This is a genomic window from Pseudomonas sp. GW821-FHT02H09 (assembly GCF_059421425.1).
Window position 1 is genome coordinate 335,779 of record NZ_JBWKVA010000004.1, and the last position, 19,477, is coordinate 355,255.

Consider the following 19,477-nt stretch of genomic DNA (forward strand, 5'->3'; position numbering starts at 1 on the left):
CATGCAACAGACTCTAAACACCACGCTGCTGATCATCGGCGGCGGCCCTGGCGGTTATGTGGCGGCAATTCGCGCTGGCCAGCTGGGCATCAACACTATTCTGGTCGAAGGCCAGGCACTGGGCGGCACCTGCCTGAACATCGGCTGCATTCCGTCGAAAGCGCTGATTCATGTAGCCGAGCAGTTCCACCAGACCCAGCATCACAGCCAGCACTCGGCCCTCGGGATCAACGTCTCGGCGCCAACCCTGGACATCGGTAAAAGCGTCGAGTGGAAGGATGGCATCGTCGATCGCCTGACCACCGGCGTCGCGGCGTTGCTGAAGAAGAACAAGGTCCAGGTCATACAGGGCTGGGCCAAGGTCATTGACGGCAAGACCGTCGAAGTTGGCGATACCCGCATCCAGTGCGAGCACCTGTTGCTGGCCACCGGCTCGAAAAGCGTCAACCTGCCGATGCTGCCAATCGGCGGGCCAATCATCTCCTCCACCGAAGCCCTGGCGCCGAAAAGCGTGCCAAAACGGCTGATCGTGGTCGGTGGCGGCTACATCGGGCTGGAACTGGGCATTGCCTATCGCAAGCTCGGCGCTGAGGTCAGTGTGGTCGAGGCACAGGATCGCATTCTGCCGGCCTACGATCAGGAACTGACTCAACCGGTTGCTGACGCGCTGAAACAGCTGGGCGTGAAGCTGCATCTCAAGCACAGCGTCGAAGGCTTCGATGCGCAAGCCAACACCCTGCAAGTGCGCGACCCAAACGGCGAGATCCTTAATCTGGAAACCGATCAGGTGCTGGTAGCCGTGGGCCGTCGCGCCAACACCCAAGGCTGGAACCTCGAAGCCCTGAACCTGGACATGAACGGTTCGGCAATCAAGATCGACAACCGTTGCCAGACCAGCATGCGCAATGTCTGGGCCATCGGCGACCTGAGCGGCGAACCCATGCTCGCCCACCGCGCCATGGCCCAAGGGGAAATGGTTGCGGAGCTGATTTCGGGCAAGCACCGCGAATTCAATCCCGCCGCCATTGCTGCCGTGTGCTTTACCGACCCGGAACTGGTAGTGGTCGGCAAGACCCCGGATGAAGCAAAGACCGCAGGTTGGGACTGTATCGTTGCCAACTTCCCGTTTGCCGCCAATGGCCGGGCGATGACCCTGGAGTCGAAAAGCGGCTTCGTACGGGTTGTGGCACGCCGCGACAATCATCTGATCGTCGGCTGGCAAGCGGTGGGGGTCGGTGTTTCGGAGTTGTCCACGGCGTTCGGCCAATCCCTGGAAATGGGCGCACGGCTGGAAGACATCGCCGGCACCATCCACGCCCACCCGACACTGGGTGAAGCGGTGCAGGAAGCGGCGCTGCGCGCTTTGGGCCACGCGCTACACCTGTAACCGCCCCACCATGATCGTTCCCACGCGGAGCATGGGAACGATCAGTAACCGCATTCCGGGCTGCGATTTAGGCCCGGAATGAAGTATTGTTGTCCCCATCCAAAAAAACGTCAGAAGCCTTGAACCGTTCCGACGGTTGTTAAGTGATAGAGGGTGTCATGGGTAACGAAAGCATTAATTGGGACAAGCTGGGTTTTGACTACATCAAGACAGACAAGCGTTTTCTGTCGTACTGGCGTAACGGTGCGTGGGACAAAGGCACCCTGACTGAAGACAACGTGCTGCACATCAGCGAAGGCTCCACTGCCCTTCACTATGGCCAGCAATGCTTCGAAGGCATGAAGGCCTATCGTTGCAAGGACGGCTCGATCAACCTGTTCCGTCCGGACCAGAATGCCCTGCGCATGCAGCGCAGCTGTGCTCGCCTGCTGATGCCGCAGGTCGAAACCGAAGATTTCATCGAAGCCTGTAAGGCCGTAGTTCGTGCCAACGAGCGCTTCATTCCGCCGTACGGCACTGGCGGCGCGCTATACCTGCGTCCGTTCGTGATCGGCGTGGGTGACAACATCGGCGTGCGCACCGCTCCCGAGTTCATCTTCTCGATTTTCTGCATCCCGGTTGGCGCCTACTTCAAGGGCGGCCTGACCCCGCACAACTTCCTGATCTCCAGCTACGACCGCGCTGCACCACAAGGCACCGGCGCAGCCAAGGTCGGCGGCAACTACGCCGCCAGCCTGATGCCCGGTTCCCTGGCCAAGAAGGCGCATTTCGCCGATTGCATCTACCTGGACCCAATGACCCACACGAAAATCGAAGAAGTCGGCTCGGCCAACTTCTTTGGTATCACCCACGACAACAAATTCGTCACGCCCAAATCCCCTTCAGTGTTGCCGGGCATCACCCGCCTGTCGCTGATCGAACTGGCAAAAAGTCGTCTGGGCATGGAAGTCGTTGAAGGCGACGTGTTCATCGACAAAATCAGCGACTTCAAAGAAGCCGGCGCCTGCGGTACTGCCGCCGTGATCACGCCGATTGGCGGCATCGACTACAACGACAGACTGCACGTGTTCTACAGCCAGACGGAAGTCGGCCCGGTCACCCAGAAGCTCTACAAAGAGCTGACCGGTGTGCAGACTGGCGACATCGAAGCGCCAGAGGGTTGGATCGTCAAGGTCTGATCCAGCGCTTGCGGCACTAAAAAGCCCATCCATCGCTTGCGCGGTGGGTGGGCTTTTTGCGGGCGCTCAAGACCTCAATTATCCTGCGATCAACCGACCTACCGCATGGCGTCCTCTTCGATTTTGGCAAACAACCACTCCAGAAACACCTGAGTCTGCGCCGTCATGTCCGGCGAGACACCGTAGTAATAACGCGGCAACGGCATACGCAAGTCAGGCAGCGGACAGATCAGTCGACCGCTCGACAGGTCACTGCCCAGCAAGGAGGCCGGACACAAGGCAATGCCTTGTCCCTCTACAGCGGCCTGAAGCACCGGATGCATGTGATCGAATTGCAGCGCCGACTGAGTCGCTGACTGCGCTTCGCCAAAACGCAGGGCCCAGTTGTGCCAATCCTCGCGGCGTGTCTTGGCGGTCAGCAAGGTATGTCGGCTCAGGGCGTTCAAGTCGTCGAGCGGTAGACGCTTGATCAGCGAAGGCGCCGCGACCAGCAGCAATTCATCTTCGAACAGTACCTGTGCCTGAATGTCGGGTGCCCAGCCGTCGCGGCCACGTCGAATAACAATGTCGAACCCGTCTCGTGCGTGATCGGGCGCCAGTGTGGAAGTGACCACCTCAGGTTTGATGTCCGGGTGCAGCGCCATGAAATCCGCCAGCCTGGGAGTCAGCCAGCGCTGGGCAAAGGTCGGACGGACATTGATCTTCACTGTGCGCAGCGAGGCCTGTTGCTTGAGTGCCGCTGCGGCGTTGGCAATCTGTGACAGTCCAGCGCTGACCTGTTCAAAGAAGCTCTGACCTGCCGGGGTCAGGACCGATTGCCGGATACGCCGCTCGAACAGCAGCACGCCAAGGTGCTCCTCAAGCCGTTTGATGTGACGACTGACAGCACTGTGGCTGACATGCAGCTCCTCGGCCGCGAGGCTGAAGCTCTGATGACGAGCGGCGGCCGCGAAAGCGCGAACAGCATTCAAGGGAGGGAGTTGATTGATCATGTGTCTAATTTAGTCACATATGCCGTGCAATTAAAGCGTTTGTCACGCTCACCTCGTCACGCCAATCTGCGGGCACGCAGCCAGCGCCACCTGATGGAGTGAGAGATGAATAGCTACGGGTTATTTTTACTGTTCGCCGCCTTGACCATTCTGAGTCCTGGGCCTGGCGTGGTCATGACGCTTTCCAACGCGCTGCGCCATGGCTGGCGCGGCGCGCTGCCGGGTATTTTGGGTATCGCCCTGGGGGCCTTTGTCGTTGCCGGTATCAGCGCAACCAGCGTTGGCCTGATACTCGCGACCTCCGCAAGCGCGTTCACCGCGCTGAAATATGCAGGCGCGGCGTACCTCTTGTACCTGGGTTACAAAAGCTGGCGCACCGATCGTTTCATCCCCGAGCGTGAAGTGAGCTCGTCCAGCCCTGGGTATCGCTTCATCGAAACGGCGTCGATCCAGCTGTTGAACCCCAAAGCCGTGTTCTTCTTTCTTGCGGTGTTTCCACAGTTCATCGACACCTCGGCGCACTACTACAGCCAGTTTTTTACCCTGGTCAGTTCCTACAGCGTGCTGGTGATCGTGATCCATGGCAGCTATGCCCTGCTCGCCAATGCGGCCAAAGGCTGGCTGTCGAGTCAAAAAGGATCCTGGCTGGCCGCGAAGGTGTCAGGCGTCACCTTCGCAGGCTTTGGCATGCTGATGGCCTCGGCCAGTCGATAGTGAACACCTGGCGCTAAGGCGAAGGGCTGGCGACCGAGCGACTGCCTGGCTCAGTGGCACCACGCAGGTTCACCTTCGCCGGAGCCGGCAGCTCAATCGCGAATCTGGCCGTGATCTCTTTACGTCCAGTCGCCGTCAACGCCAGCGCCCGACTGTCCAGATCCTGTGTCAGCCATTTGTGCTTGATCGCCGTTTGCAGCAACGCCGCGCCCAATGAGCCGCCGAGATGCGGACGACGCATACTCCAGTCGAGACAGGAACAGGCAAAGCGCCGACGCAGACTGCTCAAGGACTTCACTGCGATGCCCAGCCCTTCGAAAAACCACTCACCGGTTTCACTCAGCGCGTACTGCTGATCGCCTTGCTCCGACATCACCAACCAACCTGCTTCCAGCATCCGGTCGTGCATCAACACCGCCAAGGTGCCGGCCATATGGTCGTAGCAGGTGCGGGCGAATTGCAGGCGATCCGGGGTGCGGGGAGTAAAGGTGGGCGCGGCGTTCTGGCCGATCACCATCAGCGCTTCCAGAGCCTGGGCGACCCGTTGATCTGCCAGGTTGTAATAACGATGGCGGCCCTGAACATGCAGCCGCACCAACGCAAGTTCCTTGAGTTTCGCCAGATGAGCGCTGGCGGTGGAAGCGCTGACGTCGGCGATCACTGCCAGTTCGGTACTGGTGCGCGCGTGGCCGTCCATCAGCGAGCAAAGGATTTTCGTCCGGGCCGGCTCGGCAATCGCTGCCGCCACCTGCGAGACGCCGATGTCGTGTCGTTCTACGTTCTCTCCACTCACTACGTTCGATACGTTCATATTTCGCTCCCGGACGAATCGTGCCCCTTTCGGACTGGAGATAGTAGCAACACTTTCCACCAACGAATAAGGCAGCACCTTGTGGACCCGATCATCGCCGCTACACATGCCGATCCCTACCCTTATTACGCCAGCCTGCGGGCCGAAGGTGGTCTTTCATTTCATCAGGGACTGGGTTTGTGGGTGGCCAGCAGCGCCCAGGCCGTCACCGCCGTACTCGCTCATCCCGACTGCAAGGTCCGTCCGACCCACGAGCCGGTGCCCAACGCCATTGCATACGGCGCGGCCGGCAAGGTGTTTGGTCAGTTGATGCGAATGAACGACGGCGAGCGCCAGCGCTGCCCCCGGTCAGCCATACAACCGGGACTGGAAATGCTCGACACCGAAGCGGTTAGCGAACTGGTCCGCACCCGGTCGACCAGCCCATCCGCCGACGGACTGCACAAGGCAATGTTCATGGGGCCGGTTTGCGTGGTTGCTGCGCTGCTCGGCTTTGCTCCAGCAGAACGTCGAACCCTCAGCGAACTGACGGCTGATTTCGTCGCGTGCCTGTCGCCCCTGAGCAGCCCGGCCCTGCTGGACACGGCCCATGCAGCGGCGGAACAGTTGAACGGTTACTTCAAAGAACGCCTCAGCGCGCAGGATCACCAAAGCCCTCTACTTGAGGGGATTCGCCAACGCCTGGCAGACCCCGACACCCTGCTCGCAAACCTGATTGGCCTGCTTTCCCAGACCTATGAAGCCACCGCCGGGTTGATCGGCAACGCCGTGCTGGCATTGATCCGCAACCCGCACCTCAAGGCTGAAATGCTGCGCGACCCGGCGCAGGTCAGCAACCTGCTGGCGGAAGTCCAGCGCCATGATCCTTCGGTCCAGAACACCCGGCGCTTCGTCAGCGCGCCCTGTGAAGTCGACGGTGTGAGCCTCAAGCCCGGCGATGTCATTCTGGTGCTGCTGGCCTCAGCCAACCGCGACCCACAACTCAACGACAACCCGGACGCTTTGATCCTCTACCGCCCGGCCCGCCGCAGCTTCACCTTCGGCACCGGCCGCCATCAATGCCCTGGCCAGACACTGGCCTTGAGCATCGCCAGCGCCACACTCAGCGAAATCCTGACGCACAACGGTGCGCTGGATCAGCTTGCCTGGGATTACCGCCCTTCCTTGAACGGGCGTATTCCGTTATTTCGCGAGCGGTTGGAGGTTCAGCGATGAGTGCGATAGTGTTCGAAGCCCTTCCCCATGCCGAACATCGCGAGCGTTACCGGGACACATTTTCAGACCCGTCCTACAGCCACGACACTCATACTTGAGATAGCGTCTCGTCACATTTAACAGGCGAAACAAGGACGCGCATGGCTCATAACAAGGACATACCAAAAGTCTGGAATCCTCCGTCAGGTGACGGTCATTACCGCACCTCCCGATACATGACGCCAACCGAGCTTGCAGAGCGCGAGGCTCGACAGCAGGCATATGAAGACATGCTCGCGAGACAACAAAACATCGAAAGGAGTTTTGGGGAGCAAAACAAGAAACAGGTACAGCCACTCGTTGGCTGTGTGTTCGCAAAATCCTGCAACTTGCCGGATGGCATCATAAATCACGACAGTCCGACCGGATTCGTGCCTGTTACCAGCCTGAAAGATTATGGTCATTATGCTCTGCTTGGTGGTCGGGATGTGGACGAACATGGCCAAGTACTACTCAAGAAAATCAGTGGAACTGTACCCGCCAACATTGGCTCTTTGACGTTAGGCGCAGCAGCTATCGCCTCATCAGGAGCAACCGGCTCAGCGACATCGGTAGTTAGCGTGGGCAGCTTGGCGGGTGCTGGCGTTGTTACAGGGGCGCTTCTCGGTCTGGTCGCGATGCTTGCTCCATCAAGCCTGGGTGACAGCGCCCTATACACGGAAGACCAACTCAGAACACTCAAACAAGCCCGTACACGTGTTCGATTGCGTGTCGAAGAAAACGCCGACGGCACTCTAAAAGGGTACGGCTACAATACGCAGAGTCGCCGTGAATGGGAGCTCATCCCTGTTGTCACGTTTAAGGCCCAAGGCTCCCGGCAAGTGGCCGACTTGGGTGATGGCATTACCTTGATTTGGACTCCGGCTCTCACTCCGGCCAATACCTCGACAATCCCCGCACTGGAGGGGGCACCGCAAGCTCCACAAATCTGGATTTACCCGCCTACGCAGGCAGCTGACAACATCATCGTGAACCCTGTCTATCCGCCTGAATACAAAGACTTCATTCTTGTTTTCCCGGCGGACTCCGGTATTCAGTCGCTTTATATCGTCATGAACATGGAGTTCGACGCGGCTGATTACCACGGCAAAACGGACTCCCCGGTCAAGAGCAAAGGGCCCGTCAATGGACAGGAAGCGCTAGACAATTCTGTGCAGGTAAAACCGACATCACCACGCCGTATTGGCGTTGATCCGGACACCCAGGAGTTTGTGGTCTTCGACCGAACAGGAGGAGACGTCTATCACGGTCACGTAAGGCCGTGGGATAAACTCCACCAGGATATGAAAAATGCTCTGATCAAAGCCGGAACGGTCGACAACAAAGGCAACATTCAGGGAGTTAAAAAGTGAGCCTGCTCTATCAAGATCCATCGATGAACCATGACAAAGCGAGCACTCTTCTTGCTGAAGGAAAGGAGACCGATGTCATCGCCGCACTGATTTCCATCGGTCTTAACGAGCCAGATGGAGTGTGGGCTCAGAACACTTGCCTGCACTATCTGAACAGTGGGAGTGAAAACGTTGCATCAGCAGCCATCACAGCCCTTGGCCATGTGGCACGCCGACACGGTCAGTTGGAGGTAGAGAAAGTAATCGCAGCCTTTGAACGTGCGAAGGCGAGATTCCCCTCTCTTGAACCTGTCATCTCGGACACCCTCGAAGATATCGAGCTATTTACCTGACCAGCGCGTTTCATCAATTGAAAAATAATCGACGCTGATTCGAGCCTGGAGGCGTCCTTATGAAACGGCATGACAAAAAGACATGCCTTAAGAAACGACCGCTGGGAACGAATCAAGGGCATGCGGCCAAGGCCATAATAACGCCACCATCGGGCTCATTTTGTTGCGCTATGCTTTATAGCCAGTTCCCCACTCCCTGATTTGTTTGACATCTCGGTTTGGATTCCCGACGTCACTTGCCGAAATGGAGAAAGGTATGAAGCTCTACTACTCCTCTGGTGCCTGCTCACTTTCGCCACACATCGTCCTCTGCGAACTGGGCCTGGCCCACGAAACGGAGAAGGTTGATCTCAAGTCCCACACCACCGCCAGTGGCGTGGATTTCTATACGATCAACCCCAAGGGCTACGTCCCGGTGTTGCAGCTGGACAACGGTGAACTGCTCACTGAAGGGCCGGCCATCGTCCAGTACCTGGCCGACCAGAAGCCGACCGCTGGCCTTCTGCCACCCACCGGGTCCATGGCTCGCAGCCGCGTGCAAGAATGGCTGAATTTCATCGCAACCGAGCTGCACAAAAGCTTTGCGCCGCTGTTCAACCCCACCAGCCCGGATGAACTCAAAGACAGCGCCCGTGCCTCCATTGCCCGTCGCCTGGGTCTGATCGACAAGGCCCTGACTGGCCAGGACTATCTCGCTGGCGACCAGTTCAGCGTGGCCGACGCTTACCTGTTCACGATCGTCAATTGGGCTGGCTACATGGCCATCGACCTGACACCCTGGCCAGCCATCTCGGCCTTCCAGAAGCGAGTTGGCGCTCGCCCCGCCGTGCAACAGGCACTGAAAGTAGAAGGCTTGATCTGATCATTGTTCGCAGCTACGGCCGAGGAACCTGGAACAGGGCTTTCAGGTCGATCGCCTCGGCCATTGCCTGATTGCCCAGATCCCCTGGGTGCAGGTGGTCTCCAGAGTCGAATGCCGGCAACAGCCGCGCAGGATGCTGCGGATCACGGACGATGTTATCGAAGTCGATCACTGCATCGAACGCTCCACTGCTACGGATCCACCGGTTGAGCTCTTGACGCAGTTGTTCTTTCTTCGCGCTGTGGTAATGCTCGATGATGCTTCCCTCCAGAGCGCCTTCGAAAGGCAACAACGTCGCCCCGACGATGCGAATCTTGTGTTGTCGGGCTTGCCCGATCAGCTGCTGGTAGCCGGTGACCAGCGTTTCGATTGATGGCAGCGGCGCATTCGGCGCGAAGGTGCTGCCCGGCCAGCTGATGTCATTGATCCCCAGCATCAGCACCACACTGCTGACGCCGGGCTGGCGCAACACGTCGCGCTCGAAGCGCTTGGCCGCACTCACGCCCATGCCGTCGTCGAGTAGCCGCGCGCCGGAGATCCCGGCGTTGAGCACGGCGACAGGCTGGGCGCTCAAGCGTTGCGCGAGAAAGTCAGCCCAGCGCCGATTGCCGTTCAGCGTCGAGCCACGACCGTCGGTGATCGAATCCCCCAGCACCACCACGCCACGGGTTTCAGGCGCTGCGTCGACCAGTACTTCGCTGAGGAACAGCCGCGCTTCGACCTCACTGTTGCCCTTTAGCTGTATGGCCTGGGTCTGGTTACCCGGGCTGATAACGGCTGTTTGCTTGCCGTCCCAATGGAAGGTGGTCAGCGGCGTGCGTTGCGGCAGGTACAGCGAGACCAGCAGTTCCGCGAGGGCCGGGACATGGAGGTCAATCGGGTCGCTGGTGCGTTTTTCGCCGGGGGCGATGCGCAATTGCGTCTGGCCATTGAAGGTCAGCGGCTGTCCAGCATTGCTCTCCTCGACCCGCTTCAGCCGTGCAGCGCCGATCACCAGAGGCTGCTGACCGTACTCGTTGGAAATCACCACGCGCACCCGGTCCCCCGCGCTGCTGATCCGCAACTGCTGATGCACGGTGCTGTCGGTGAGGGTTTCGGGAATGCGTGTGGGCAGTGGCAGTTCATGGCCCCAGATCGGTTGAGGGCTGGCGGTCCAGGTGCTGACCCAATGCTCCTGGGCGTTGACCGGCGCCATGGCGAACAAGGCGCTCAAAGACAGAATCAATGGCAATGCACTGTGAAGGCTTTTCATGCTGAATCTCCTTGAGGAAGCATTTCGAGGAGGCCAGCGTGCTCCATTCAAAAAAGACGTGGTAGAAGGTTAATTCGAATACAGCCCATTCCAGAATTGAATGCAATGAATGATCTGAAAGCCATGCAGTGCTTTGTCCGTGCACTAGAGCTCGGCAGTTTGTCCGCTGCAGCTCGTGAGCTTGCGACTACTCAACCCAGCGTCAGCAAGCTGATCGCCGCGCTGGAAAAACAATTGGGTGCCCGCCTGCTGACCCGTGGCAGCAGTGGATTGACGCCGACCGAGCCGGGCAAGCGTTTCTACGAACGCACGAAACGAATTCTTGAGGAATACGACGAAGCACTCGCCGACGTTAGAGGTCTGACCGAACGCCCCCAAGGATTACTGCGCATCAACGCGCCGGTCAGCCTCGGCGTGTTGCGCCTGAATGCCTTGCTGCTGGAGTTTATGGCGCAGTACCCGGAGATCGAGGTCGAGCTGATCCTCAATGACCGCTTTGTCGACTTGACCGAGGAAAACGTCGACCTGGCACTGCGTCTGGGAGGCGTACTACCGCCGAATGTCATTGCCCGCCGTGTCGCAACATCGCCACGGATTCTGGTGGCTGCGCCTGCGTACCTGAGCAAGCATCCGCCATTGAAGCACCCGACAGATCTGGCCCCACACAACTTCCTGCGCTTCGCCTGGCTGACCACCGGCGATCAACTGGAACTGAGCGGCCCCGAGGGGGAACGCACAACCGTCATTGCTCAAGGACGCTATCGAGCCAACAGCTCATTGGCGATCCGTGACGGCCTGCTGCTCGGCGCAGGGCTGTGCATCACGCCAGCCTGGCTGGTCAGCGATCTGCTGGAAAACGGCCAACTGGTGCGGGTGCTGCCACAGTGGAACGGCCCGGCCAACGAAGCGTTCCTGCTCTACCCGGAACGCCGCTACCGACCGTTGCGCGCACGGTTGCTCACGGAGTTTCTCAGCGCGCGAATCGGCCAGTTACCGGGGTTCGAAGCGTAACAGCGTCAGTCGTCGCGCGTCAGCACTTCCAGCAATTCAATCTCGAAAATCAGATTGGAATTGGGCGTGATGGCGCCCATCGAGCGCTCGCCATAGGCCAGATGCGCCGGCACCAGCAGCTTGCGCTTACCGCCAACCTTCATGCCCATCAAGCCCTGATCCCACCCCTTGATCACTCGACCAGTGCCAATCACGCACTGAAAAGGTTTGCCGCGATCCCAGGAAGAATCGAACTGTGTGCCGTCCTCCAGAAAGCCGCGGTATTGGGTGGTAATCAAGGCGCCTTTGACGGCCGCTTTGCCGTCACCCAATTCAAGGTCGATGACCTGCAATTCTTCGTTCATTACTGCTCTCTCGTTAGCGATGACCCTAAACACGGACCGCGTTTTCTCAGATTTTACGTTGCAGGGCAATCCTGTTGGAGTGATAACCTTCACGCATCAATAGATGCTAAATATGCACTTATCATATCGATCGACCTGCTCCAGTATTGCGCCCTAATAAGATCCATGCGCCACGTTGCGCATGTCATAAAAAGCGCGGGAGACAAAACATGCAAGCTACTACCCATCCGCCAGCGACATCCGCTCGCAGCAAGGCCAGTGCAATTTTCCGGGTCACCTCGGGCAACTTCCTGGAACAGTTCGACTTCTTCCTCTTCGGTTTTTACGCCACCTATATCGCGGCGGCGTTCTTCCCTGCCAGCAGTGAATTCGCCTCGCTGATGATGACCTTCGCGGTGTTTGGCGCAGGTTTTTTGATGCGCCCGTTGGGCGCAGTGATACTCGGAGCCTACATCGATGATGTCGGCCGCCGCAAAGGTTTGATCGTCACCCTGTCGATCATGGCCAGCGGCACGATTCTGATTGTGCTGGTGCCTGGCTACGAGACCATCGGCCTGTTTGCCCCGGCGCTGGTGTTGATCGGCCGGCTGCTTCAAGGGTTTTCCGCAGGTGCTGAGTTGGGTGGCGTGTCGGTGTACCTGGCGGAAATCGCCACACCGGGCCGCAAGGGCTTTTTCACCAGTTGGCAATCGGCCAGCCAGCAAGTGGCGATCGTCATTGCCGCCGCGCTGGGCTATGGGCTGAACCAATGGATGCCGGCGACGATAATTGCCGACTGGGGCTGGCGCATTCCGTTTTTCGTCGGTTGCATGATTGTGCCGTTCATCTTTTTTCTGCGGCGCAATCTCGAAGAAACCGCAGAGTTCACTGCTCGCCGTCACCGCCCTAGCATGCGCCAGGTGTTCGGCACGCTGCTGCAGAACTGGCAGATCGTAATCGCCGGGATGCTGATGGTGGCGCTGACCACCACCGCGTTTTACCTGATCACCGTGTACGCACCGACCTTCGGCAAAACCGTGCTGCACCTGAGCACCGCCGATGCGTTGCTGGTGACCCTGCTGGTCGGTGTGTCGAACTTCTGCTGGCTGCCACTGGGTGGCGCGCTGTCTGACCGCATCGGCCGACGTCCGGTGTTGCTCGCCATGACCTTGCTGACCCTGGCCACAGCCTATCCGGCGTTGTCGTACCTGGTGCAGGCACCGAGCTTCATCAACATGTTGCTGGTGCTGTTGTGGCTGTCGTTCATCTACGGTTTGTACAACGGCGCAATGGTTGCGGCACTGACCGAAATCATGCCGGTGGAAGTCCGCGTGGCCGGATTCTCCCTGGCCTACAGCCTGGCAACTGCGGTATTCGGCGGCTTTACCCCGGCAATTTCGACCTTCTTGATCCAGTATTCCGGCGACAAGGCCGCCCCCGGTTACTGGATGAGCTTCGCCGCCCTGTGTGCGTTGTGCGCAACGCTTTACCTGTACCGGCGCTCGACCGGTCGTTTGCAAGCCGCCGTGCAATAAGCCAACCCCTGACAGAGATGTGTCGATGAAAAAATTACTGAACCTCGCGGCGCTGACATTGCTCGGCGCTATGGGCCTGAGCACTGTTGTGCAAGCCGAAGAGCTGCGTGTGATGACCTCCGGTGGTTTTACCGCCGCCTACAAAGTACTTGGCCCGAAGTTCGCCGCCGCCACCAGCAACACCCTCGACACCGCACTCGGTCCGTCCATGGGCAAGTCGCCTGAGGCAATCCCCAATCGCCTGGCCCGTGGTGAGCACGCAGATGTGGTGATCATGGTTGGCTACGCCCTGGATGAGTTGATCAAACAAGGCAAGGTCTTGCCCGAGTCGCGGGTTGAACTGGCCGATTCGAGGATTGGCCTGGTGGTGCGCGAGGGTGCGGCGAAGCCGGACATCAGCTCGGTCGAGGCGCTGAAGGCGACATTGTTGAACGCCAAGTCCGTAGCCTACTCCGACAGCGCCAGCGGTGTGTACATACAGGACCAGATGTTCAAGCGCCTGGGCATCGAACCGCAGCTCAAAGCCAAATCAACCATGGTGCCCAAAGTCCCGGTGGGCTCCGTGGTTGCCACTGGCGACTACCAACTGGGATTCCAACAGGTCAGTGAATTACTTCCGGTGCCCGGCGTGACATTCGTCGGCAAGATTCCGGAATCCGTGCAGTCGGTGACACGCTTCGCCGCTGGCATTCCGGTCGACGCGCAACACCCGGCGCAAGCCAAGGCGTTGCTCGACTACCTCGCCTCCCCGGCCGCCCAGCCAGATGTCACGGCAACCGGACTGGACTCGGTCAGCCACTAAGCCTGGCGCCGACCTCAGCCGATCTGCGCTGAGGCCGGTGCTGGCGGTTGGCTGACCTTCATTTCGACGATCAATCGCTCCAGCTCCAACGCCGCAGGCGTCAAGGTCCGTCCCCTGCGTTTGAGCAGGCCAACGCTGCGCATCACTTGCGGGTCGGTCAGCGTTACATGAGTCAGAATCGGATGGTCACTGCCGGGCATCGCCATCAACGGCACCGCGGCAATACCCAACCCGGCTTCGACCAGGCCGATCATCGTGGTGACATGACGGGTTTCGCAGATGCTCTGACGCGCCGGTACGATCCCGCTCAGCGCCTGATCCAGCAGAAAACGATTGCCCGAGGTCTTGTCGAGGGAAATGTAATCCTGCTGGTACAGCTCGCTCCAGCTCACGCTTGCGCGACTGGCCAAGGGATGATCGCGTCGACAGGCGACCACATAGCGCTCCTGCACCAGTGGTTCGAACTCGACCTCGGCCTCCAGTGTGCCCATGAAACTCAAGCCGAAATCCGCCTCGCCATTGACCACCGCGCTCAGCACGTCATGGGCGCTCGAGTCGAGCACCTTGACCTTGATTCGTGGAAACCGCTGATGGTATTGGGCGACCACCCGTGGCATGAAGTAGTAGGCCGCCGAAGGCACGCAGGCCACGGTGACGTAACCCAAACGGGTCGACGCGACATCGCTGAGCCCCAGCAGTGCCACATCCAGGTCATCCAGCAAACGGTCGACACTGGGCGCAAACGCTCGCCCTGCCTGCGTCAGGCTAACGCGGCGGGTGGTGCGCTCAAACAGCTTGACGCCCAGCGCGTCTTCGAGCTTTTCAATTCGTCGACTCAGCGCCGGTTGGGAGATGCGCACCGTGTCGGCGGCCTTGCGAAAGCTGCCCTGCTCGACCACGGCGCGAAAAGCCTGCAAGTCATTCAGGTCGAAATTGATGGCCATGGCGCCCACTCAGCGACAAACGAATTGATCAGCTTATCCTATGAATGTAACAAATTGATGCAAATTGTAACGAACTAATCGGTCATCTTCACTGAGAGTTAAATTCTTTTCAGATAAGTTGTAATGGGCAAGCCGGATTACACAGCCACCGAATAAGTTGCCCCCCCTTCCTATTGGGCGACTCATCAATTCGCCGCCGCCACTGTAGGCGCAAGGAATCGGTTTTGGGGGCGGTACGTGCAGAGATTTATGCCGAACGATTGAAGCGATAAAACTTGGTTCAGGGGCAGAAATACCAGCGGACTGGCCGAGATTGGGAGACTAGCCAGCAGCAAAGGACCTACTTCATTCAATATTGACCGGCAGAAATCGGCTGGCAACCGCCCCTTTTAGAGTGGCTTCGGGCCGGCGCAAGCCCCCTGTTGTGACAGACTGGAGTTGCCTCGAATGCGATGTTTTAGCGAGCATAGACAAGCTTGCAGACTCACATTTTAGTCGGGCTCAATGAGATTCGAAGGGCCCTACGAAATCAAGAACAACTATGTCGCGGTGCACTTTTCAGCGGCCTTATTTGCCTTGCTCTCTGCTTTCACTGCGTCGCTTACCAGTTTTCCGTTTCCTGGGCTCATTGATTTGTCCGGGCCGTGCAACTCGTAATAGCCTGCAGGGCCATCCGGCATGAGTTCTTTGCTGTAGCTGCGGAAGACATCACAGGCGGTGGTCATGTCGCAGGCGGCATTTCACCATCATCCCTCAATCAGGACAGGAAGCCGCCATCCTCGTTAAGCGTCACACCCGTGGTGTAGCAGGACGCATCGCTGGCCAGGTACAACACAGCACCGGCCAATTCGCTCGGAGCAGCCACACGTTTGAGTGGGATCCGGGACAGGGCCTGGGTCAGGATCGTGTCGTTTTTCACCAGTGCCGAAGCGAACCTTGTGTCGGTCAGGCCTGGCAACAGAGCGTTGCAGCGGATGCCAAATTGCGCGCATTCCTTGGCGAAAACCTTGGTCATGTTTATCACTGCAGCCTTGGTCACTGAGTAGATGCCCTGGAATGGGCCCGGCGATATACCGCTGATCGACGCCACGTTGATGATGCTGCCGCCACCGTTTTCGCGCATCAGCTTGCCGGCTTCCACCGAGATGAAGAAGTACCCGCGAATGTTCACATCCACGGTTTTCTGGAAGGCGCTGAGGTCGGTGTCCAGCACGTTACAGAACTGCGGGTTGGTGGGCGCCTTGCTGGGCCAGCAGTTTGGCGATGGCTTCACCGATGCCACGGCTGGCGCCGGAAACGAAAGCGATCTTGCCTTCGAGGTCGAACAACTGAGTCTTGGACATGGTTTACTCTTGTTTTGGGCCGGCCGTTGCGGGCGATCAGAGGCTGGATTTCTGGATGACTTGCAGGCTCATTTGTTCCAGCAGTTTGTTCATGTGAATGAACTGTGCGAAGCGTTTGTCCTGGGTCTGGCGATGGAGGAAGCGGTAGTAGATCTGCTGCACGATACCCGCCAGTCGGAACAGCCCATAGGTGTAGTAGAAGTCGAAGTTGTCGATCTGCAGCCCCGCGCGTTCGGCGTAGTAATCGACGAACTGGCGGCGGGTCAACATGCCGGGCGCATGGCTGGGCTGGCGGCGCATCAGTTGTACCGGCGCCGGGTCGCCCGCTTCGATCCAGTAGGCCAGGGTGTTGCCCAGATCCATCAATGGGTCGCCGAGGGTAGTCAGCTCCCAATCCAGCACGCCGATGATTTGCATCGGGTTGTTCAGGTCCAGAATCACGTTATCGAAGCGATAGTCGTTGTGCACGATGCTGGACGTCGGGTGGTCGGCCGGCATCTTGTCGTCGAGCCAGGCTTTGACTAATTCCCACTGCGGAGCGTCCGGGGTCAGCGCTTTCTCATAGCGGTCGCTCCAACCTTTGATCTGCCGCGCCACATAACCTTCAGGTCTGCCCAGATCGGCCAGGCCGCAAGCGGCGTAGTCTACCTTGTGCAGTTCGACGAACTTGTCGATGAAGCTTTTGCACAGGGCTTCGGTCTTCGTTGCGTTGAAGTTCAATTCACTGGGCAGTTCAGAACGAAGGATGATGCCGTTAACCCGTTCCATGACATAGAACTCAGCCCCAATCACCAACTCATCAGTGCAGTGCACATAGGCCTTGGGACAGCACGGGAAACTTTCACTGAGTTGAGTCAGGATGCGGAATTCGCGCCCCATGTCATGGGCCGATTTGGCCTTGTGACCAAACGGCGGACGGCGCAGGACGAATTCCTGTTGCGGGTATTTGATCAGGTAGGTCAGGTTCGATGCGCCACCCGGAAACTGGCTGATCTGCGGCAAACCGCTCAAGCCCGGAATGTGGGCCTTGAGGTATGGATCAATCAGGTTGGCATCGAGTTCTTCGCCAGAGCGGATCTTGGTGGATTGGTCAGTAAGCGCCATGTCTATCTCCTCTGCTTATTGTGAGGGGCAGATACTATTGACGAACTTAATGCGGAAAATGCCTGCTCACAAGGCAGAGACGGCCTTATAAGTGAGCGTAATGCGGGTATATCTTTTAAAAAAATGTCCTTTCTTCACACCCAAGTCCAAACCGGCAGAGGCTTGCCGGTTTGGTGAAACGCCAGTCTTTTAGCCGATTAGAGTGGCGCCTGTCGTCAGGACAATTTTTCCAAAGTGCGTGCCGGAATCGATCAGCTCGTGAGCGCCGCGAGCGTCAGTGAGCGCAAAGGTCCTGTAGATAACCGGCTTGATCTTGCCGCTCTCGATGTGCGGCCAGACCTGCTGTTCGAGTTCACTCATGATGGTCGCCTTTTCCGCGGATGTGCGCGAACGCAAGGTTGAGCCCATATGCGTTAGACGTTTCATCATCATCGGTATGACGTTGAGGTCCTTCGCCGGGCCCTTGATCACACCCACCTGAAGAATCCGGCCGTCCATTGCGGCGACGTCATAGTTTTTCTGCACATAGTCGCCGGCAATGATGTCGAGGATCACATCGACGCCTTTGCCATCGGTGGACTGCTTCGTTTCGGTGACGAAATCGGCCTCGAGGTAATTAACTGCGATGTCCGCACCTAGCGCCAGGCTGGCCTCCTGATGCGCCTGCGATCCGACTGTCGTGATGATTTTCGAAGCGCCAAATGCCTTCGCCAGCATGATCGCGGTGGTACCGATACCTGACGCGCCGCCATGGACCAACACCGACTCACCAGCAACCAGCTTGCCGCGCTGAAAAACGTTCAGCCATACCGTCATAAACGTTTCTGGCATGGCTCCCGCTTCCAACAACGACAGGCCTTTGGGGATATGCATCGTGTTGCAGGCATCCGCGACTGCAAATTCTGCGTAACCACCGCCGGGAATCAGCGCACACACCAGTTCACCGATCTGGAAGTTGGACACGTTGGAGCCAACGGCGACGACCTGACCTGACACTTCCAGGCCTGGAATGTCAGTCACTCCAGCGGGTGGATCGTACAGCCCTTTGCGCTGGAACACGTCTGGGCCGTTCACGGCAGCCGCGTGGATGCGGATCAGCACCTGATCGGCGGTTGGCGTCGGTACCGAGCGCGTAGTCGGCACCAGGACCTCAGGACCGCCGGGCTGTTGAATTTCAATGGCCGTCATGTGGGACGGTACGCGATAAGTTGGAACAGACATAGCTATCACTCCTTCAAAAGATGATGCTTGATTGATCCGTGCGGATCATTGAGCGTGGGCTCCGAGTCAGCGCAGTATAGGTATCGACTCTGATGCTGGCGTGCAGCATTATTCATGTCGTGAGATGCAAATCTGCATCACCAGGAGGGCACGATGAATTGGGATGATGCGAGAGTGTTTCTAGCGGTGGAGCGTGAAAAAACGCTCCGTGGAGCAGGCAGAGCGCTCAATCTCGATCAGGCGACGGTCGGCAGGCGGATTGCGGCACTGGAGCACGCTCTACGTGCAACGCTCTTTCTCCGCACATCTGAGGGTTACGCGTTGACCACCGCTGGCGAGGTCGCGCTGAGATCAGCGGAGAAAATGGAGCACTTCGCACACGAACTCGTCAGGCAAACTCAAGGTACGGATACACGGCTTGCGGGGGACGTACGGGTCACCAGTACCGACTTGATCGCGTTCGAGTTCCTGCTTCCGGCCATCGAACGACTGCATGCCTTGCATCCCGAAGTGCGCGTCCTGCTGGACACTTCGACACGCATGCTAAACCTGGCAAAGCGCGAAGCGGATATCGCGGTCCGGTCAGTCCGACCGGATAATCCCGATCTTGTCGCGCGACGCATTGCTCGGTGGCCCATGGCGCTCTTTGCATCGAGTGCTTATCTTGAGCGAAACGGCAAGCCCGTCGCTGGCTCCGCATTCGCGGGCCACGATCTTGTCCTTTGGGCCACTAATCGATCACCAACGCTTGCTGGCGAACCGATACACGCGGGGCGCATCGTATCAACCTTCAATTCCAGCCTCATGCTGCGCACTGCGGTAAAGGCCGGCATCGGCATCGGCGAGCTTCCGATACATCTGGCTGAACACGACGGCCTCGTGCAGATATGGCCGGAACCCGCACGTGGGGCGGTCTATGAAGTCTGGCTCGTCACGCATCAGGACCTTCGGCATACCGCGCGCATCGCCGCAATGATTGATGGCATCGTCACCGCGTTCGAAGATCACGCAACTCACACAAAATAGTTAGGCTCACCGGCGCCAGACCTGTTGCTCATCA

The 19,477-nt window shown here is 58.5% G+C and carries 18 protein-coding genes and 1 pseudogene; 11 read left to right on the forward strand and 8 right to left on the reverse strand.

Features of this window, described 5'->3' with window-relative positions; genetic code table 11:
* Position 1 precedes the first annotated feature (1 nt).
* Together lpdA and AC07VR_RS07730 are read left to right on the forward strand one after the other, a co-directional pair.
* Positions 2–1,387: a dihydrolipoyl dehydrogenase gene (gene lpdA, locus AC07VR_RS07725; protein ID WP_495010907.1), complete on the forward strand. Its 1,386-nt coding sequence runs from the start codon at positions 2–4 to the stop codon at positions 1,385–1,387.
* A 158-nt stretch (positions 1,388–1,545) separates the two neighbouring features.
* On the forward strand, positions 1,546–2,565 hold the full coding sequence (locus AC07VR_RS07730; protein WP_494995251.1) for a branched-chain amino acid aminotransferase: 1,020 nt from the start codon (positions 1,546–1,548) through the stop codon (positions 2,563–2,565).
* Positions 2,566–2,663: 98 nt separating this feature from the next.
* Here the strand turns inward: AC07VR_RS07730 and AC07VR_RS07735 are convergent, their stop codons facing one another.
* Positions 2,664–3,557, reverse strand: a complete 894-nt coding sequence (locus tag AC07VR_RS07735) for a LysR substrate-binding domain-containing protein (protein WP_495010908.1) — start codon at positions 3,555–3,557, stop codon at positions 2,664–2,666.
* Between the two features lie 105 nt (positions 3,558–3,662).
* Between AC07VR_RS07735 and AC07VR_RS07740 the strand changes: the two genes are divergently transcribed.
* Positions 3,663–4,271 (forward strand): LysE family translocator, encoded by a 609-nt coding sequence (locus tag AC07VR_RS07740; RefSeq protein WP_495010909.1) that lies wholly within the window; start codon positions 3,663–3,665, stop codon positions 4,269–4,271.
* Between the two features lie 13 nt (positions 4,272–4,284).
* On the opposite strand, the gene AC07VR_RS07745 is transcribed toward AC07VR_RS07740, so the two are convergent.
* Positions 4,285–5,082 (reverse strand): ArsR/SmtB family transcription factor, encoded by a 798-nt coding sequence (locus AC07VR_RS07745; RefSeq protein ID WP_495010910.1) that lies wholly within the window; start codon positions 5,080–5,082, stop codon positions 4,285–4,287.
* A gap of 81 nt (positions 5,083–5,163) precedes the next feature.
* On the opposite strand from AC07VR_RS07745, the gene AC07VR_RS07750 reads away from it, so the two are divergent.
* From AC07VR_RS07750 to gstA, 4 genes are all read left to right on the forward strand, one after another.
* Positions 5,164–6,297, forward strand: a complete 1,134-nt coding sequence (locus tag AC07VR_RS07750; RefSeq protein ID WP_495010911.1) for a cytochrome P450 — start codon at positions 5,164–5,166, stop codon at positions 6,295–6,297.
* Between the two features lie 140 nt (positions 6,298–6,437).
* Positions 6,438–7,688 carry an S-type pyocin domain-containing protein gene (locus AC07VR_RS07755; protein WP_495010912.1) on the forward strand — a complete coding sequence of 417 codons (1,251 nt, stop codon included), beginning with the start codon at positions 6,438–6,440 and terminating at the stop codon, positions 7,686–7,688.
* On the forward strand, positions 7,685–8,020 hold the full coding sequence (locus tag AC07VR_RS07760) for a hypothetical protein (RefSeq protein WP_495010913.1): 336 nt from the start codon (positions 7,685–7,687) through the stop codon (positions 8,018–8,020). The genes AC07VR_RS07755 and AC07VR_RS07760 overlap by 4 nt, the downstream gene beginning before the upstream one ends.
* A 256-nt stretch (positions 8,021–8,276) precedes the next feature.
* Positions 8,277–8,882 carry a glutathione transferase GstA gene (gene gstA, locus AC07VR_RS07765; protein WP_495010914.1) on the forward strand — a complete coding sequence of 202 codons (606 nt, stop codon included), beginning with the start codon at positions 8,277–8,279 and terminating at the stop codon, positions 8,880–8,882.
* 13 nt (positions 8,883–8,895) lie between these two features.
* On the opposite strand, the gene AC07VR_RS07770 is transcribed toward gstA, so the two are convergent.
* Positions 8,896–10,134: an SGNH/GDSL hydrolase family protein gene (locus AC07VR_RS07770; protein WP_495010915.1), complete on the reverse strand. Its 1,239-nt coding sequence runs from the start codon at positions 10,132–10,134 to the stop codon at positions 8,896–8,898.
* 105 nt (positions 10,135–10,239) lie between these two features.
* On the opposite strand from AC07VR_RS07770, the gene AC07VR_RS07775 reads away from it, so the two are divergent.
* Positions 10,240–11,145 carry a LysR family transcriptional regulator gene (locus AC07VR_RS07775; RefSeq protein WP_494995242.1) on the forward strand — a complete coding sequence of 302 codons (906 nt, stop codon included), beginning with the start codon at positions 10,240–10,242 and terminating at the stop codon, positions 11,143–11,145.
* Between the two features lie 5 nt (positions 11,146–11,150).
* Here the strand turns inward: AC07VR_RS07775 and AC07VR_RS07780 are convergent, their stop codons facing one another.
* A complete protein-coding gene (locus AC07VR_RS07780) occupies positions 11,151–11,489 on the reverse strand; it encodes an FKBP-type peptidyl-prolyl cis-trans isomerase (RefSeq protein ID WP_494995241.1) in 339 nt (112 codons plus the stop codon).
* A gap of 209 nt (positions 11,490–11,698) precedes the next feature.
* Here AC07VR_RS07780 and AC07VR_RS07785 point away from each other — a divergent pair, with 209 nt between their 5' ends.
* Together AC07VR_RS07785 and AC07VR_RS07790 are read left to right on the forward strand one after the other, a co-directional pair.
* Complete coding sequence (locus AC07VR_RS07785; protein ID WP_495010916.1) at positions 11,699–13,003, forward strand: MFS transporter; 1,305 nt, start codon at positions 11,699–11,701, stop codon at positions 13,001–13,003.
* 25 nt (positions 13,004–13,028) lie between these two features.
* Positions 13,029–13,805 (forward strand): substrate-binding domain-containing protein, encoded by a 777-nt coding sequence (locus AC07VR_RS07790; RefSeq protein ID WP_495010917.1) that lies wholly within the window; start codon positions 13,029–13,031, stop codon positions 13,803–13,805.
* A 14-nt stretch (positions 13,806–13,819) separates the two neighbouring features.
* Here the strand turns inward: AC07VR_RS07790 and AC07VR_RS07795 are convergent, their stop codons facing one another.
* The 4 genes and pseudogenes from AC07VR_RS07795 to AC07VR_RS07810 all read right to left on the reverse strand — a co-directional run bounded on the left by AC07VR_RS07795 (position 13,820) and on the right by AC07VR_RS07810 (position 18,384).
* Positions 13,820–14,749 carry a LysR family transcriptional regulator gene (locus AC07VR_RS07795; RefSeq protein ID WP_495010918.1) on the reverse strand — a complete coding sequence of 310 codons (930 nt, stop codon included), beginning with the start codon at positions 14,747–14,749 and terminating at the stop codon, positions 13,820–13,822.
* 757 nt (positions 14,750–15,506) lie between these two features.
* A pseudogene (locus tag AC07VR_RS07800) lies at positions 15,507–16,092 on the reverse strand (SDR family oxidoreductase).
* A 36-nt stretch (positions 16,093–16,128) separates the two neighbouring features.
* Positions 16,129–17,196 (reverse strand): phosphotransferase family protein, encoded by a 1,068-nt coding sequence (locus tag AC07VR_RS07805; protein WP_495010919.1) that lies wholly within the window; start codon positions 17,194–17,196, stop codon positions 16,129–16,131.
* A 189-nt stretch (positions 17,197–17,385) separates the two neighbouring features.
* Complete coding sequence (locus AC07VR_RS07810; protein ID WP_494995318.1) at positions 17,386–18,384, reverse strand: NAD(P)H-quinone oxidoreductase; 999 nt, start codon at positions 18,382–18,384, stop codon at positions 17,386–17,388.
* 186 nt (positions 18,385–18,570) lie between these two features.
* Here AC07VR_RS07810 and AC07VR_RS07815 point away from each other — a divergent pair, with 186 nt between their 5' ends.
* Positions 18,571–19,443 (forward strand): LysR family transcriptional regulator, encoded by an 873-nt coding sequence (locus tag AC07VR_RS07815; RefSeq protein WP_495010920.1) that lies wholly within the window; start codon positions 18,571–18,573, stop codon positions 19,441–19,443.
* The last annotated feature ends 34 nt before the right edge of the window (positions 19,444–19,477 follow it).